A 16,462-nucleotide genomic window follows, 5' to 3' on the forward strand; every position below is an offset into this window, starting at 1 on the left:
GTCGTGGCCGGGGGCACGGGGGGCTCCGACGGCAGGGGCGCCGGCATGGAGAACTGCCGCGAGTGGTCGGGCGCGGGCTGCTCCAGCGGCTGGGACGTCCTGTCGGGACGGGTGTAGTGCTGGTCGACCCGGGTCTGGTCGGTGATGGTGGCTTCGAGGTGGATCCGCCGGGTGAGCTGCACCAGGTTGACCGCGGTGGGACGCTCGGCCGGGTGCCGGGCCATCGCCGAGCGCAGGACGGGCAGCATCCCGTCCGGGACGCCGTCCAGGTCGGGCGTGCCCTGCATGATCTTGTAGAAGATCGATTCGAAGGTGCCCGAGCCGAAGGGCGGGCGGCCGGTCGCGGCGTAGGCGACCGTGCCCGCCCAGGCGTGCACGTCCGACGGCGGGCCCGCGTCCTCACCCTCGATGATCTCCGGGGCCAGGTAGCCGGGGGTGCCGATGACCATGCCGGTCGCGGTCAGCCGGGTCGCGTCCGCGGCCTGCGCGATGCCGAAGTCGATCACGACGGGCTCGCCGTCCACCAGCATGACGTTGCCGGGCTTGAGGTCGCGGTGGACGATGCCCGCGCCGTGGATCGCCGACAGCGCGGACGCCAGGCCCACGCCGAGCCGCTGGAGCCCCTGCCCGTAGATCGGGCCGGACTCCTCGACGATCTCCTCAAGCGTGCGGCCGGGCACGTACTGGGTGACGATGTAGGGCTGGTCGGCGGTCACGTCGGCGTCGAGGATCTCGGCGACGTGCGGGCTGTGCACGCGCCGCATCGAGTCCACCTCGCGGGCCAGGCGGCGGCGGGCCGTGGCGTCCCCGGCGACCGCGGGACGCAGCACCTTGATGGCCACCTTGCGCCCCTCGGGGTCGGCGCCGAGATATACGACGCCCATGCCCCCTTCCCCAAGGGTCTGGAGCACGCTGTAGTGGCCGATTCGGTCCCCGGACGTGACAACCCCCTTCATCGTTTACGAAACCCTACCTTCGCCCATATCGCCCAGAGGATCTAACCGGGCTGTTCAAGCGGCCGCGACCCGGCCACGACCAGTGACTTCTCCGCCGCTCTGCGGAGCGGCGGCACCATTGTCCCCCGCCTTCGCGGGAGTCCCCCCGGGGTGGAGGGCGCCCGCGAACCAGCGGGCGGTGGGACGCTGGGACGGGTCGCGCCGCAGGGCCAGCCGCAGCAGCCCGGCCAGCGGCTCGGGGACGCCGTCCAGGTCGGCCTGGCCGCGCAGGATGCGGAAGCACACGCCGTGCAGCGAGCCCCGTCCGAACGGCGGCCGCCCCGTCGCGGCGTAGGCGACCGTGGTCGCCCACGAGAACACGTCCGAGGCGGTCGTGGCGCGCTCCCCCTCGATCAGCTCCGGCGCCATGAAGGCGGGCGTCCCCACGACCATCCCGCGCCTGGTGATCTGCTCCATGCCCGACTCGTGCGCGATCCCGAAGTCGATCAGGGTCGGGCGGTCGCCCAGCACGATCACGTTGCCGGGCGCCACGTCGCGGTGCAGGACGCCCGCGTCGTGCACGTCCCCCAGCGCGAGGGCCAGCCGCCGCGCGAAGCGGACGAGCCGCTCGCCGCCGAGCGGCCCGTACGCGGGGATCAGGTCGTTCAGCGGGCAGCCCGGGACGTACTGCATCACCACGTACGGCCGCTCGGCCGTGATCTGCCCGTCCAGCAGCCGTGCCACATAGGCGCTGTTCACGCGCGACTGCGCGGACAGCTCGCGGGCCAGCCGGCCGATCGCCTCGGGCACCCCGGCGAACTCCGGGCACAGCTCCTTCACCGCGACCTCGCGGCCGTGGGCGTCCATCGCCAGGTACACCACGGCGGTGCTCCCCCGGCCGATCTCGTCCAGCAACCGATACGCGCCCAGCCGCCGATGCTTTCCCATGACCCCTATGACGCCGGAAACCGGGCTCGCGTTCCGACCGAGCCCCGTTCGACGCGAACGGGCCCGTGCCCGGTTCCCCGAAAATGATCACGAATGGGTCGCGCCGGAGAGGGCGGCCCGGCGGCAGGATCCCTCAGCCCTGGCGGGCGGCCCGGCGGGCCCGGCGCTCCTCGCGGCGGGTCTCGAACTTCGTGGCGGCGGCGTCGAGCCCGCCCAGGAACTCCGCCAGCTCGTCGCGGGCCTTGTCGCCGTCGTCGCTGAGGTCGGCGCGGTCGAACACGCCCCACTTGCGCAGGACGGGGACCAGCACGTCGTCGTGGTGCAGCCGCAGGTCGTAGATCCCCGCGTTGGCGATCACGACGGACTTGCGCATGAACCCGTCGATGCCGTGGCCGGGCATCTGGAACGCCTTGACGACGTCGGTGATCGCCCGCATCGTCTCGTTCGGCGCGATCTCCAGGGCGGCGGCGAGCAGGTTCCGGTAGAAGATCATGTGCAGGTTCTCGTCGGCCGCGACCCGCGTCATCATCTGCTCGCAGATCGGGTCGCCGGAGGCCCGGCCGGTGTTGCGGTGCGAGACGCGGGTCGCCAGCTCCTGGAACGACACGTACGCCGCGCCGTGCAGGAACGAGTCGCCGTGCGTGGCCTCGTAACCGGCCTCCATGTGGCGCATGCGAGCGCGTTCCAGCGCGATCGGGTCGACCGCGCGGGTCACGGTGAGGTAGTCGCGGATGACGATGCCGTGCCGGTTCTCCTCGGCCGTCCAGCGGTTGACCCACGTCCCCCAGGCGCCCTCGCGGCCGAACACGGTCGCGATCGCGTTGTGGTAGCCGGGCAGGTTGTCCTCGGTGAGGAGGTTGACGATGAGCGCCTCGCGCGCCTCTTCGCCCAATTGGGACTGCTCCAGCGACCACGCCTCGCCGTCCAGGGGCCCGTCGAAGTCGCGGCCCTGGCCCCACGGCACGTACTGGTGCGGGAACCACTCCTTGGCCGTCGACAGGTGCCGGTCGAGTTCCTTCTCGACGACCTGCTCCAGTTCGAGCATCAGACCGGTCTGGAACTTCTCTTCGGAGGTCACGGATATACGGTTCCTTCGCTGGACGAGGGGTTCGCCGGACGGTGCCGCCGCGCCCCCGGCACGATCAATTGGGGCGCCCAGCAGGCCAAACTCAACCTACTCAAGCGTAGGTTCGATCGTCGCCATTGGGGCCGACCCGCGTCAAGGCAGCGGGGTCACAAGCAACCCGGGGCTCATTTTGTAGATCGGCGCGAAAAAGAGCGTGACCGGTTGTCACCGGCTGTCAGCGGCCTGGTGCCACATGCGGTTGACGGCGGCCCGCAGCAATGGCCTCGGGACGAGCCTCAGCGCGGGCAGCGCCGCCTTGTACTGCGCCCCGGGAACGCTCAGCGCCCGTCCCGTCGCCACCGCGTCCAGCCCGGCCCGGGCCACGTCTTCGCGCCGCAGCCACAGCAGGTTGGGCGGGGCGTCGTCCTCCGTCCGCGTGAAGCCGGGGCACAGGGCGGTCACGTGCACGCCCTTGGCGGCGACCTCGGAGTGCAGGCTCTCCGAGAACGACAGCACATACGCCTTGGTCGCCCCGTACGTCGCGCTTCCCGGCGACGGCGTGAACCCCGCCATGGACGCGACGTTGAGGACGCCGCCCCGGCCGCGCGCCACCATGCCCGGCAGCGCCGCGTGGGTGAGGCGCACCAGCGTCGTCACGTTGAGCTCGATCTCGGCGAGCTGATCGTCCAGCGGCAGTTCCGCGAATGCTCCGAAGGCGCCGTACCCGGCGTTGTTCACCAGCAGCTCCACCGGATCGGCGCGCAGCCGCCGCTCGACCTCCTCGCGCTGGAAGGGGTCGGTCAGGTCGGCGGCGACCACCTCCACCGCGACCCGGTACCGCTCGACCAGCTCCCGGGCCAGCCCGTCCAGCAGGTCGGCCCGGCGGGCCACGATCACCAGATCGGCGCCGCGGCCGGCCAGGAGGCGGGCGAAGCTCTCGCCGATGCCGCTGGACGCGCCGGTCACCAGCGCGGTTCGGTACGCCTGTCGCATGGCGGCCGATGCTATCGGCCGATCTTGGTCCGCCCCCGCAGCACGACGGAATATCAACGGGCACGATCGGATAACCCTCCGGAAGGAAGGGGACCGGTGGTGACACCGGCCCCATTTCCCACCAGAACGCGCGCCGTCAGCGGTCCGAGGTCCGCTCCGGATCGCCGCCCGCGAACTCCGGCGGCGGCATCATCGCGGACGGGTCCTCGCCCGCGACCCACAGGCCGACCATGAACGCCGTCGCGGCCTCCAGCAGGGCGGCCCGCTCCAGCCCCCCGCCGTCCATCGGCGCGCACCCGAGGTCGGCCACCAGCGCGCGCACCACCGCCAGCGCCTCCTCGTCGTCGCCGCAGAGCGGAACGCCGAGGGGCCGGCCGCCGAACACCGGCGGCGTCATGCGCCACACGCTCTCGTGGCACATGGTGAACCCCTTGACCACCCGAGCGCCCGCGGCCAGATCGGCGATCCGCCGCGCGGCGGACGGCCCGCCCCCGGTCTTCAGCCTCTCGAACGGCGGCTCCATCGGGTTGGTGCAGTCGATCAGCACCCGCCCCGAGAGCGTCCCGTCCTCGGCGCCCGCCCGCCGGAGCACGTCCAGGACGCCCTCGTACCAGACGGCGAGCAGCACCACCTCGCCGAACTTCGCCGCCTCTCGCAGCCCGCCGCCCACGGCCCCGCCGCCGATCCGGTCCGCCAGCGCGACCGCCTTCGCGGGCGTCCGCGCCCCGATCCGCACCTCGTGGCCCTTGCGCGCCCACTGCCCGGCGAGCGCGTCCGCCATGTTGCCCGCGCCCAGCACTCCGATCCGCATGCCGACCTCCCCGGTCGCCCCGTCGATTACCGTCTGACGGGACGCTAGGCGGTCCGTTCGGCACCGTCCGGTGCGTATCGGAAGGGGCAGAATGGCGGGCGATCCCATGCACGGCGACGCGTTCATCTCCGACTGCCAGGCCCGGCTCGGCTTCGACCTTCTGTCCGGCACCTGGACCAGCGTCGTGCTCTACACGCTGCGCGAAGGCCCGCTGCGTCCGGGCCAGCTGCAAGACAGGATCGGCGGCATCAGCCACAAGGTCCTCACCGAGACGCTGCGCCGCCTGGAGCAGAACGGGCTCGTCACGCGGCAGCGCTACGCGGAGGCACCACCGCGCGTGGAGTACGCGCTGACCGAGCCGGGACGCGGCCTCCTAGAGCCCATCTACGCGCTCGGCCGCTGGACCGAACGCTACGCCGACGAGGTCTTGGACGCCCAGGAACGCGCCCGTCCATGAGAGCCGTCAGCGGCCCGTGAACTTGGCCTTGCCCGGCCCCTCCTCCATGAAGCTCTTCATGCCGTTCGCCGCGTCCTCGGTCCCGAACAGCGCGGCGAACTGCACCCGCTCGATCTCCAGCCCGGTGGCCAGGTCGACCTCCAGGCCCGCGTCGATGGCCTGCTTGGCGGCGCGCAGCGCGATCGCCGGGCCGCCGACGAACGTCGCCGCCCACTCCCGCGCGGCCGTGTAGACGTCCGCGTCCGGGACGACCTTGTCGACGAGCCCCATCGCGAGCGCCTCGCCCGCCGGGACGTGCCGTCCGGAGAAGATCAGGTCCTTGGCCCTGGACGGCCCGACCAGCCGGGTCAGCCGCTGCGTGCCGCCCGCACCCGGCATAATGCCGAGCTGGACCTCCGGCTGCCCCACCTTCGCGCCCTCCCCCGCCACCCGGAAGTCGGCGGTCAGCGCCAGTTCCAGGCCACCGCCCAGCGCGTACCCGGTGATCGCGGCGATCACGGGCTTCGGGATGCCGGCGAGCGCCTTGGCGAAGTCCTGCAAGAGCCGCGAGTGCCCCGCCGACATCTCCGCGTACGACATCGGGGCCATCTCCTTGATGTCCGCTCCGGCGGCGAACACCCGCTCCCCGCCGTACAGCACGACCGCGCCGGCCGACTCGTCCTGCGTGACCTCCCGGGCCGCCTCGATCAGCTCGCGCTGCATCTGCGCGTTCAGGGCGTTCATCTTCGGCCGGTCCAGCCTGATCGTCGCGATGCCGTCCTCGACCTCGACCCGTACGAACTCGCCCACGGCGACCCTCCTGAAAATCGGCGGCGAACGCCCCGAGCTTAGGCCGTGGCCGATGGATCTTGTTCGCCGCGGCGGCCCTGTGTTCGCCCCTGGCGGCAGTGGCCGCTGGAACGTCCGGGGCTCCTGGTAGCTTCGGGGACCATGCTCGTCGCACACGCCACCTGGCATGGCGGGGCACTCTGCCTCTGGGCCGAGCGCACCGGCCCGTACGAGCCCGGGGCCGACGTCCACCCGTTCGCCACCCGCGACTTCACCGGCACGTCCTACGAGCCGCTCGTGCGGGGCGCGTTCCGCGTCGAGCTGGACATGTCGCTGCCGACCCACGGCGACCACCCGCTCCCGTCCGCCGAACTCGGCCCCGAGCCCGTCCCGGCGGAACCCGGGCTGCGCCCGTGGCGGGTCCCGGCGCTCGTCCTGGAGCCGTTCCCCGCGATGGCGCTGCTCCAGGCCGCCGAGCACAGCGGCGACGTCATCCCCGGCACCGACCTGCGCTTCCTGTGCATGCTCGCCGACGAGGCCGTCCACCTGGCGCGGCGCGGGCAGGTGCTGCCCGCGCTGCTGCGCGAGGACGGCGACCTCGTGGCCCGCTGGCGCCCCGTCATCGACGACCCGCCGCGCTACCGGGCGCTGGCCCGCGCGATGCCCGCCGCCTGCCGCGCCGCCGATGGCGGACGGCCCGCGTCCGAGGTGCTCCGCGAGGCGCTGTCCGGCCTGGTCGACACCGCCGTCCGGGGCGTGGTGCCGCATCCGCTGCTGCCGCCCAGGCGCGGCACGGCCCCCGACCGGCTCCCCCTCGCCGAGCGCTGGGTCGAGGCCCTCACCGGCCCGTCCGCCGAGGTCGCCCGCGAGCCCGGCGACGCCCCCGCCGACCTGATCGCCGAACTCGACGCCTGGGCCGCCGCCGCGCGCCGCCCGTCCGGCCCGCTCCGCGTCTGCTTCCGCCTCGCCGAGCCCGGCGCCGAGGAGTTCGGCAAGACCGACCTCCCCGGCAAGCGCGGCGACTCCTGGCGCGTCGAGTTCGCCCTCCAGGGCATCGACGACCCGAGCCTCTACGTGCCGGCCGCGACGGTGTGGGCGGGCGAGGCCACCTCGATCCCCGGCGCCGAGGACGTCCTGCTCACCGGGCTCGGCCGCGCCCTGCGCCTGTTCCCCGACATGGCGCCCGCCCTGGACGGCCCGTCCCCGGACGGGCTCGTCCTCGACACCGCGGGCGCGTTCCGCTTCCTCCGCCAGGCCGCCCCCATGCTGGCCGCCGCCGGCTTCGGCGTCCTGCTCCCCCAGTGGGCCGGCAAGGCGCGCCTCGGCATGCGGCTCACCACCCGCACCGACGACCCCGAGGCCGCGTCCGGCTCCGCCGCGTCCTCGGGCTTCGACCTGAAGGGCATGGTCGACTTCCGCTGGGACCTCGCCATCGGCGACGCGAGCATCGACGAGGCCGAGCTGGAGGAGCTGGCCCGGCTCAAGACCCCCCTCGTCCGCCTGCGCGGCCAGTGGGTCGAGCTGGACGAGGAGCAGCTGGAGGCGGCGCTGGACTTCCTGCGCCACCCGCGCCGCGGCCGGATGACCGCCGCCGAGGCGATCCGCGCGATCATCCACGCCGGCGACGAGGCCCTCCCCCTCACCGGCGTCGACGCCGACGGCACCTTCGGCGACCTGCTGTCCGGCGAAGCCGACCGCCGCCTCACCCCCCTCCCCACCCCGGAGGAGCTGGACGCGGAGCTGCGGCCCTACCAGGAGCGCGGGCTCGCCTGGCTGGCGTTCATGAACGATCTCGGCCTCGGCGCGCTGCTCGCCGACGATATGGGACTGGGTAAGACCGTCTCCGTCCTGTCGCTGCTCGTCCATGAGCGGGAGGACGGCGCGCACCCCGGGCCCACCCTAGCGATCCTGCCGATGTCGCTGGTGGGGAACTGGCAGCGGGAGGCGGCGCGGTTCACGCCCAAGCTGCGCGTGTACGTCCACCATGGGACGGGGCGGCGGCGCGGTGAGGAGCTGGCGCGGGCCGTGGCCGGGGCCGATCTGGTGCTGACCACCTACGGGACGGCGGCGCGGGACGCGGAGATGCTCGCGCCGATCGGGTGGGAGCGGGTCGTGTGCGACGAGGCGCAGGCGCTCAAGAACAGCGGGACGCGGCAGGCCAGGGCGGTGCGGAGCATTCCGGCCCGGAGCCGGATCGCGCTGACGGGCACGCCGGTGGAGAACCATCTGACCGAGCTGTGGTCGATCATGGAGTTCGCGAACCCGGGGCTGCTCGGGCCGCGCGGCGTGTTCCGGCAGCGGTTCGCGGTGCCGATCGAGCGGGACGGGGACGAGCGGGCCGCGGCGGCGCTGAAGCGGGCGACGCAGCCGTTCGTCCTGCGCCGGCTGAAGACCGACAGGTCGATCATCTCGGACCTGCCGGAGAAGCAGGAGATCAAGGTCTACTGCAACCTGACGACCGAGCAGGCGTCGCTCTACCAGGCGACGGTCGACGACATGCTCGCGCGGATCGCCGAGGCCGACGACAAGCAGCGGCGGGGCCTGGTCCTCGCGACGATGGCCAAGCTGAAGCAGGTCTGCAACCATCCGGCGCAGCTGCTGAAGGACGGGTCGCGGCTGCCGGGGCGGTCGGGGAAGCTGGAGCGGCTGGAGGAGATCTGCTCGGAGGTCCTGGAGCAGGGCGAGAAGGCGCTGGTGTTCACGCAGTACGCGGAGTTCGGCTCGATGCTTCAGCCGTACCTGGCGGCGCGGCTCGAACGGCCGGTGCTGTGGCTGTACGGCGGGACGTCCAAGCAGGCGCGGGACGAACTGGTCCAGCATTTCCAGGCCGACCCGGAGCCCTCGGTGTTCCTGCTGTCCCTCAAGGCGGCCGGGACGGGCCTGACGCTGACGGCCGCCAACCATGTCGTGCACGTCGACCGGTGGTGGAACCCGGCCGTCGAGGACCAGGCGACCGACCGCGCGTTCCGCATCGGGCAGACCCGCAACGTGCAGGTCCGCAAGTTCATCTGCGTGGGGACGATGGAGGAGCGGGTCGACGAGATGATCGAGCGGAAGAAGGCGCTCGCGGAGTCGATCGTCGGCACCGGTGAGGACTGGCTGACCGAGCTGTCGGTCGCGGAGCTGCGCGATGTGCTGCGGCTGTCGCCGGAGGCGGTGAGCGACTGATGGACGAGGGCGTGCGGGCCCGCACGAAGCGCGGGTCGATCGGGTCGCAGTGGTGGTCGCGGCGGTTCATCGACCTGGTGGAGTCGTTCGCCGATACCGGGCGGCTGGGGCGGGGCCGGGCGTACGCGCGCGGCGGGCAGGTGTTCGACCTGCGGGTCGCGCCGCACGAGGTGACCGCGCGGGTGCGGGGGTCGGCGCCGGAGCCGTACGAGGTGGCGCTGGGCATCGAGGCGATCGACGCGGCGGGCTGGCGGGCGGCGGAGAAGGAGCTGGCGTCCCGCGCGGTGTTCCGGGCGCGGCTGCTCGCCGGGGAGATGCCGCCGGAGATCGAGTGGGTCTTCGCCGAGCTGGGGCTGTCGCTGTTCCCGGGCTCGGCCGAAGACCTGCACCTGATGTGCAGCTGCCCCGACTGGGGCGACCCGTGCAAGCACGCGGCGGCCGTCCTGTACCTGCTGGCGGAGGCGTTCGACGACGACCCGTTCCTGATCTTGCAGTGGAACGGGCGCGGCAGGGACGAGCTGCTCGCGGCGCTGCGGCGGGGCCCGGCGGCGGAGCCCGACCCGCTCGCGATGGACGACGAGCCGCTCACGGCCGCCGGGTTCTGGACGCCGCCGTCCGGGCTGGCGCGGCTGCGGGAGCGCCCGCCCGCCGTCCCCGTCCCGCCGGGGTTCGTCCTCCATCTGGCGACGCCGCCGCCGGTCCGCGTCCGCCGCCGCGACCTGGCGGACGTCCTGGCCCCCGCCTACGAGGCCCTCTCCGCCGACGACTTCTAGCCGTAGTGGCGGCCGGCGCAGCCGATCTCGCCGGCGATCGTGGCGCAGATGCCGAGGAGCCCGACGATCTCGGAATAGTCGCCGGTCGTGAACTCCGTCGTCCGGGGCGAGGTGAGCGTGACGCCGGGGATCAGCGAGCAGGACTGCGCGATCTCTGTCGCGTTCCATTCGACGGCCAGCGTGTAGGGGGCGCGGAGGGTGAGGTGCCGCCAGCGCTCGGGGGCGCGCAGCGTCCGGGTGGCGGCCTCGTAGATCTGCTCCTGCGCGCGCGCCGGTGGGATCAGCTCTGCCGCGTACCGGCCGCAGCCCTTCTTGACGGCGACGGTCGCGATGTCGCCCAGCACCCCGCGGGCCTCCTCGCAGGCGGCCTCGTCGCCCGCCAGGAACCCGACCGGCACGCCCAGCGAGCCCGCGTACCCGGCCATGAGCCGGATCTCGCCCGCGACCTCGCCGTTGAGGTACAGGTTCTGGATCTCCCGGCCCATCCAGGTGTGGTTGAGGACGCCGCGCTCCGCCCCCGCCCTGGCGTGGTAGCCGACGTAGAGGGCCACGTCGAACGAGGCGTCGAGGCCCTCGCCCATGCGCATGGGCTTGGACGGGCCGCGGATCAGCGTGCAGCGCTCGTCGATCAGGTCGGCGCGCAGGTTCTTGCCGGTGCCATGGGAGTCGGTGACGACGACCCGGTCGGCGCCGGTGTCGAACGCGGCGCGGATCGCGGCGTTGGCGTCGCCGGTCATCAGCTCGCAGCCGCGCTCGTAACCGCGCCCGCCCGCGCGCATCTCCTCCGGGTCGGTGAGCCCCGAGATCCCCTCCATGTCGACCGATACGAAGACCTTCATGGCCCCATCGTGCCCGTGATGCGGCTCCGGCCGCGAGTACGGTCCCGTCAGACGGGCAGGCGGGCGCGGACGCTGAATCCTCCTCCGGGCCGGGCGCCCGCGTCGAGGTCGCCGCCGAGCGCCTCGGCGCGGTCGCGCATGCCGCGGATCCCGCTGCCGCCAGCCGCCGGGGCGGCGGGCGGCGGGTTCCCGTCGTCGTCCACGCGCACGACCACGTGGCCGTCGCCGTACTGGACGCGGACGACGGCGGAGGCCGCGTCGGAGTGCCGGGTGACGTTGGTGAGGGCCTCCTGGACGATCCGGAACGCGGCGAGGTCGGTCTCGGCGGGGAGCGGGCGCGGCTCCCCCTCGATCTCGGTCCGGACGGCGATGCCCGCGGCGGCGATGCCCCCGGTCAGCTCGTCCAGGCGGTCGAGGCCGGGCGCGGGGGCGACCGGCGCCTCCTCGTCCACCTGGCGCAGGACGCCGAGGGTGGCGCGCAGCTCCCGCAGGGTGTCCTTGCTGGCCTGCTTGATCGTGGCAAGGGCCTCCTCGGCGCGGCCGGGATCGGGGTGCGGGCCGTGCAGCGCGGCGGTGGCCTGCACGTTGATCAGCGAGATGTTGTGGCCGAGGACGTCGTGCAGCTCGCGGGCGATGCGCAGCCGCTCCTCGATGGCGCGGCGGCGGGCCTCCTCCTCGCGCCCGCGCTCGGCGGCCCGCGTGCGCCGCTCCGCCTCCCGCAGGTAGGCGCGCCGGTTGCGGACGACGCCGCCGACCGCGATGACGGCGACGAACCATCCGGCGAGCAGGTACAGGCCCGCGTCCTCCAGGTGGTTGACGTGGCCGCGGAACTCCCCGAAGGAGACGCAGGCCATCGCTGCGCCGCCGAGGACGGACGCCGCCACCAGGTGCCCCTCGGCCGCCGCCGTGTACAGCGCGATGGCGAAGGCGATCATGAGGGGGCCGTCCGGCTCGACCAGCGGGTAGTAGATCCCGCAGGCGGCCAGCGTCACCACCGCGACCGTGACGGGGACGCGCCGGCGGAAGTACAGCGCCCCGCACGCGGTCACGATGAGCGGCCAGCCGATCGCGGGCATGGTCGCGCGCTCGCCGTCGCGCATCACGCTCAGGACGGCCGCGACGACCAGGAGCAGGCACCCTGCCGCTAGCAGGGCGTCGGCCCGGCGCCCGCGCGGTCGCCGGAGCCAGGTCGCGGCGCCGCCGGGCCGGGACGTGCCTCGTCCCGCACCGTCGCCGCGTCGCCCTTGAGGTCGCACGGCTCCCATCCTGCCAGCGGCGCGACCGTGGTCACATTTTCGGTCGGCGCCGGCAAGGCGTTCCCATTCTTGGGGATTGCTCACCCGCCATCTTGGCGGATCCAGATCCTGTCGGGGACGAATGCGGCCCGTGACACGGCTCACCGAATGTCGGCGGAATTCACCTCTGCGTTCCGCTGCCATTGCATCCCGTGCAGGTGGTCTCCTGTTTTGGACCGTTACCACTTCCTCCCATCTTGATCTTTCCGGTGCCGTCGCACACCCCGCAGGCGACTTTCTTGCTGTGCTTTCCCATCCTCGGCCCCTTCCGCTTTGGAGAGGCAACGCTATCGGCATGCCCGCGCGGGCTCTGTGGTGAATTACCGATAACCGGGGCCCTAGCGGAGGTCGCCGTTCGTCATTCCGGACGGGGCGGGCGGGAGCGCGATCAGGCCCATCTCGGCCCGTCCCGCCAGCATCGGGTGGCTCGGGACGACGCGGACGCTGTAGCCGAACGCGCCGCTGCGCTCCAGCGGCACCTCCCCGACGTAGCGGAGCCGGCCGTCCTCGACCGGCTCGGCGCCGCCCAGCTCCAGGTAGGACGGGTCGACCAGCGTGTCGGCGCCGTCGACGCGGCCGTAGGCGACCTCGACGGCGACGTCGCCGGGGTCGAGGTCGCCGAGGTCGACGACGACCCGCACCGACAGCCGGGCGCCGACCTGCGGGCCCTCCTCCCCGTTCGACTCGACGTGCTCGACGGCGACGCGGGGCCACGCCTCGGCGACCCGCCGCTTCCACGCCGCGAGCGCGCGGGCGCCCGCGTGCTTGTCGGCGCTCATGGCGCGGGCGGACGCGGCGGCCGGGGCGTAGTAGTCCTCCACGTAGTCGCGCACCATCCGCGTCGCCAGGACCTTCGGGCCGAGCGTGGCGATGGTGTGCTTGACCATCTCCAGCCAGTGGCGGGGCAGGCCGGCCGAGTCGCGGTCGTAGAAGGCGACCGCGACGTGCTCCTCGATCAGCTCGTAGAGCGCGGCGGCCTCCAGCGCGTCGCGGCGGTCGGGCGTGGCGAGGCCGTCGGCGGACGGGATCGCCCAGCCGTTCTGGCCGTCGTACCACTCGTCCCACCAGCCGTCGAGGACCGACAGGTTGAGCCCGCCGTTCAGCGCGGCCTTCATCCCGGACGTGCCGCACGCCTCCAGCGGCCGCAGCGGGTTGTTCATCCACACGTCGCAGCCCTGGACGAGCAGCTGCCCGAGCGCCATGTCGTAGTCGGGCAGGAACACGATCCGGTGCCGGACGTCCTCGGACCCGGCGAACCGCACGATGTCCTGGATCAGCCGCTTGCCGCCCTCGTCGGCCGGATGCGCCTTCCCCGCGATCACGATCTGCACCGGGCGGTCCGGGTCGAGCAGGATCGACCGGAGCCGCTTCTGGTCGCTCATCATCAGCGTGAGCCGCTTGTAGGACGGGACGCGCCGCGCGAACCCGATCGTCAGCACGTCCGGGTCCAGGGCGTCGTCGACCCAGGAGATCTCGGCCTCGCTCGCGCCGCGCTGCCGCCACGACGCGCGGAGCCGGCGCCGCGCGTCCTGGACGAGCCGTTCGCGCAGCACGCGGCGGATCTGCCAGATCTCGCCCTCGCGGACCTTCTGGACGCCCTCCCAGCCGCGCCCGGACTCCACGACGGCCGGGATCTCGCGGGCGGCCAGCTCCAGGACCTCCCGCGCCACCCACGTGTCGGCGTGCACGCCGTTGGTGATCGACCCGATGGGGACCTCGGAGGTGTCGAACCCGCCCCACAGGCCGCCGAACATCTCGCGGCTGACACGGCCGTGCAGCTCGCTGACGCCGTTGACCCGCTGCGCCAGCCGCATGCCCATGACGGCCATGTTGAACACGGTGCGGTCGCCGCCGGGGTAGTCCTCGGCGCCGAGGGCCAGGATCCGCTCGACGGGGACGTCGTCCTCCTCGTTCGGGCCGCCGAAGTACCGCTGGATCAGCTCGCGCGGGAACCGGTCGATGCCCGCCGGGACGGGCGTGTGCGTGGTGAACACCGTCCCGGCCCGGGTGGCCTCCAGTGCCTCGTCGAACGTGAGGCCGTGCTCGGAGACCAGCTCGCGGATGCGCTCAAGGCCGAGGAATCCCGCGTGGCCCTCGTTGGTGTGGAAGACCTCGGGCGCGTCGTGACCGGTGATGCGGCAGTACGCGCGGATGGCCCGGACCCCGCCGATCCCGAGCAGCATCTCCTGGAGCAGCCGGTGGTCGCCGCCGCCCCCGTACAGCCGGTCGGTGACGTCCCGCGCGGGCTGGTCGTTGTCCTCGACGTCGGAGTCGAGGAGCAGCTTCGGGACGCGGCCGACGCGGGCGAGCCACACCTGGGCGTGCAGGTCGCGGCCCTTCGGCAGGCCGATGCTGATCCGCACGGCCGTCCCGTCGGGCTCGCGGAGCAGGGTCAGCGGCAGCCCGTTCGGGTCGATCGGCGGGTAGCGCTCCAGCTGCCAGCCGTCCGGCGACAGCGACTGCGAGAAGTAGCCGTGCCGGTAGAGCAGCCCCACGCCGATGATCGGGACGCCCAGGTCGCTGGCGGTCTTCAGGTGGTCGCCGGCCAGGATGCCGAGGCCGCCGGAGTACTGCGGCAGCGCGGCGGTGATCCCGTACTCGGGCGAGAAGTAGGCGATGGCCGACGGCGCGCCTCCCGGCTCCGCGCCGGGCGGGCTGGGCGGGCCGGGCGCGTCCGCCTCGGAGCGCGTCTGGTACCAGCGCGGCGCCGTCAGGTAGTCGTGCAGGTCTTCGGCCGTGTCCTGGAGGCGGCGCAGGAACCGCCTGTCGCCGGCCAGGCGGGCGAGCCGCTCCGGGGCGACCTCGCCGAGCAGCCGCACCGGGTCGTGGCGGACGGACCTCCACAGCGCCGGGTCGACGGCGCGGAACAGGTCGAGCGTCTCGTGGTGCCATGACCAGCGCAGATTGAGGACGAGCTCCTCCAACTGCCTGAGCGGCTCGGGAAGGACGGTGCGTACCGTGAATCGTCGGATTGCCTTCACGCCACGCCACGCTATGTGGTTCCGTCCGGTGGGCGCGACCGCTGGGGACCAGACCGTCACCTCGCGGGGACGAGCGTTTGCGGAAAAACGACCATTCCCCGACCATGCTCCGCGAGCTTCACGGAGTGTGGCCGAACCCTAGCGCAAAGTTATCACAAACTACAGGACGGTAGGCGCCGGTTCCCGGGCATGGGACGTTTTGGATGTCTCGAACGGGTAGGGGATGGCATATGCATGTCGAGTCCGGAACGTCCCAAATGACCGGCATTCCGAGGCTCGGTCGCATACCGATCCTGGACGTGGCGCCGGTGGTGGGCGACGGCCGGTGGCCTGCCAAGGCGGTGGTGGGCGAGACGATCGAGGTCAGCGCGACGGTGTTCCGCGAGGGCCACGAGATGCTCGGTGCGGCGGTGGTGCTGCGCTCTCCGGACGGCGAGGAGCTGCCGGGGTCGCGGATGGCCGAGGTGGGTCAGAGGCTGGACCGGTGGGCGGCGCTGGTGACGCCGACGGAGCAGGGCGCGTGGTCGTTCCGCGTGGAGGCCTGGGGAGACCCGATCGCGCACTGGCGACACGACGCCGGCATCAAGATCCCGCGCGGCCAGGACGTCGAGCTCATGCTGACCGAGGGTTCGCTGCTGTACGCCCGCGCTGCCGAGGCCGTCCCGAGCAAGGACCGGGCCACGCTGACGCGGCTGGCCGAGCGGCTCGCCGACGAGACCGTCCCTGTCGCGGACCGGCTGGCGGCGGTCGTCGACCCCGATGTGGAGGACGTGCTGGAGCGCCATCCGCTGCGGGACCTGTTGACGGTGAGCGACTGGTTTCCGCTGGTGGTGCACCGGCAGCGGGCCCTGACCGGGGCGTGGTACGAGTTCTTCCCGCGTTCGGAAGGCGCCTCATTCGACCCGATGGGGCGGCGCGGTCCGATGTCGGGAACGTTCCGCACCGCGATGAAACGGCTGCCCGCCATCGCCGACATGGGCTTCGACGTCGTCTACATCCCGCCGATCCACCCGATCGGCACCACCGCCCGCAAAGGGCCCAACAACACCCTGGAGGCCGGGCCCTACGATCCCGGCACCCCCTGGGCGATCGGATCACCCGACGGCGGCCACGACGCCGTCCACCCCGACCTCGGCACCCTGGCGGACTTCGACGCCTTCGTCTCCTACGCCAACGACCACGGCCTGGAGGTGGCGTTGGATCTGGCGTTGCAGTGCTCGCCCGACCATCCCTGGGTGACCCGGCACCCCGAATGGTTCACCACCCGCGCCGACGGCACCATCGCCCACGCCGAGAACCCGCCCAAGAAATACCAGGACATCTACCCCCTCAACTTCGACAACGACCCCGACGGCCTCTACACCGAGATCCACCGCATCATCAAACACTGGATCGGCCACGGCATCCGCATCTTCCGCGTCGACAACC

General features: G+C 72.9%; 13 protein-coding genes. 4 read left to right on the forward strand and 9 right to left on the reverse strand.

Annotated features, from left to right (window positions below; all coding sequences use genetic code 11):
• The 5 genes from E1298_RS29985 to E1298_RS30005 all read right to left on the reverse strand — a co-directional run.
• Positions 1–884: serine/threonine-protein kinase (locus E1298_RS29985; RefSeq protein WP_165975734.1), on the reverse strand; the 884-nt coding region annotated here is incomplete at its 3' end.
• 126 nt (positions 885–1,010) lie between these two features.
• Positions 1,011–1,883, reverse strand: a complete 873-nt coding sequence (locus E1298_RS29990) for a serine/threonine-protein kinase (protein WP_131899166.1) — start codon at positions 1,881–1,883, stop codon at positions 1,011–1,013.
• Between the two features lie 133 nt (positions 1,884–2,016).
• Positions 2,017–2,961, reverse strand: coding sequence for an acyl-ACP desaturase (locus E1298_RS29995; protein WP_481726141.1), 945 nt, complete (start codon positions 2,959–2,961; stop codon positions 2,017–2,019).
• 213 nt (positions 2,962–3,174) lie between these two features.
• Positions 3,175–3,942, reverse strand: coding sequence for an SDR family NAD(P)-dependent oxidoreductase (locus E1298_RS30000; protein WP_131899168.1), 768 nt, complete (start codon positions 3,940–3,942; stop codon positions 3,175–3,177).
• 136 nt (positions 3,943–4,078) lie between these two features.
• Positions 4,079–4,753, reverse strand: coding sequence for an NADPH-dependent F420 reductase (locus tag E1298_RS30005; RefSeq protein ID WP_131899170.1), 675 nt, complete (start codon positions 4,751–4,753; stop codon positions 4,079–4,081).
• Between the two features lie 91 nt (positions 4,754–4,844).
• Between E1298_RS30005 and E1298_RS30010 the strand changes: the two genes are divergently transcribed.
• Positions 4,845–5,210 carry a winged helix-turn-helix transcriptional regulator gene (locus E1298_RS30010; RefSeq protein WP_243725895.1) on the forward strand — a complete coding sequence of 122 codons (366 nt, stop codon included), beginning with the start codon at positions 4,845–4,847 and terminating at the stop codon, positions 5,208–5,210.
• A gap of 6 nt (positions 5,211–5,216) precedes the next feature.
• Here the strand turns inward: E1298_RS30010 and E1298_RS30015 are convergent, their stop codons facing one another.
• Positions 5,217–5,999: an enoyl-CoA hydratase/isomerase family protein gene (locus E1298_RS30015; RefSeq protein WP_131899172.1), complete on the reverse strand. Its 783-nt coding sequence runs from the start codon at positions 5,997–5,999 to the stop codon at positions 5,217–5,219.
• Positions 6,000–6,140: 141 nt separating this feature from the next.
• On the opposite strand from E1298_RS30015, the gene E1298_RS30020 reads away from it, so the two are divergent.
• Both E1298_RS30020 and E1298_RS30025 read left to right on the forward strand, forming a co-directional pair.
• Complete coding sequence (locus E1298_RS30020; protein WP_131899174.1) at positions 6,141–9,146, forward strand: DEAD/DEAH box helicase; 3,006 nt, start codon at positions 6,141–6,143, stop codon at positions 9,144–9,146.
• Positions 9,146–9,919 (forward strand): SWIM zinc finger family protein, encoded by a 774-nt coding sequence (locus E1298_RS30025; protein WP_131899176.1) that lies wholly within the window; start codon positions 9,146–9,148, stop codon positions 9,917–9,919. Before E1298_RS30020 ends, E1298_RS30025 begins: the two co-directional genes overlap by 1 nt.
• On the opposite strand, the gene E1298_RS30030 is transcribed toward E1298_RS30025, so the two are convergent.
• The 3 genes from E1298_RS30030 to glgP form a co-directional block, all read right to left on the reverse strand.
• Positions 9,916–10,758, reverse strand: a complete 843-nt coding sequence (locus E1298_RS30030) for a M55 family metallopeptidase (RefSeq protein WP_131899178.1) — start codon at positions 10,756–10,758, stop codon at positions 9,916–9,918. The genes E1298_RS30025 and E1298_RS30030 overlap by 4 nt on opposite strands.
• Positions 10,759–10,805: 47 nt before the next feature.
• Entirely contained in the window at positions 10,806–12,014 is a 1,209-nt protein-coding gene (locus tag E1298_RS30035) for a sensor histidine kinase (RefSeq protein ID WP_243725896.1), read from the reverse strand.
• 377 nt (positions 12,015–12,391) lie between these two features.
• Entirely contained in the window at positions 12,392–15,034 is a 2,643-nt protein-coding gene (gene glgP, locus E1298_RS30040) for an alpha-glucan family phosphorylase (protein WP_131899182.1), read from the reverse strand.
• Between the two features lie 257 nt (positions 15,035–15,291).
• Here glgP and E1298_RS30045 point away from each other — a divergent pair.
• The coding region (locus tag E1298_RS30045) for a maltotransferase domain-containing protein (protein WP_131899184.1) at positions 15,292–16,462 on the forward strand (1,171 nt) is incomplete at its 3' end.

It is taken from the genome of Actinomadura rubrisoli (genome assembly GCF_004349215.1).
GTDB lineage: Bacteria > Actinomycetota > Actinomycetes > Streptosporangiales > Streptosporangiaceae > Spirillospora > Spirillospora rubrisoli.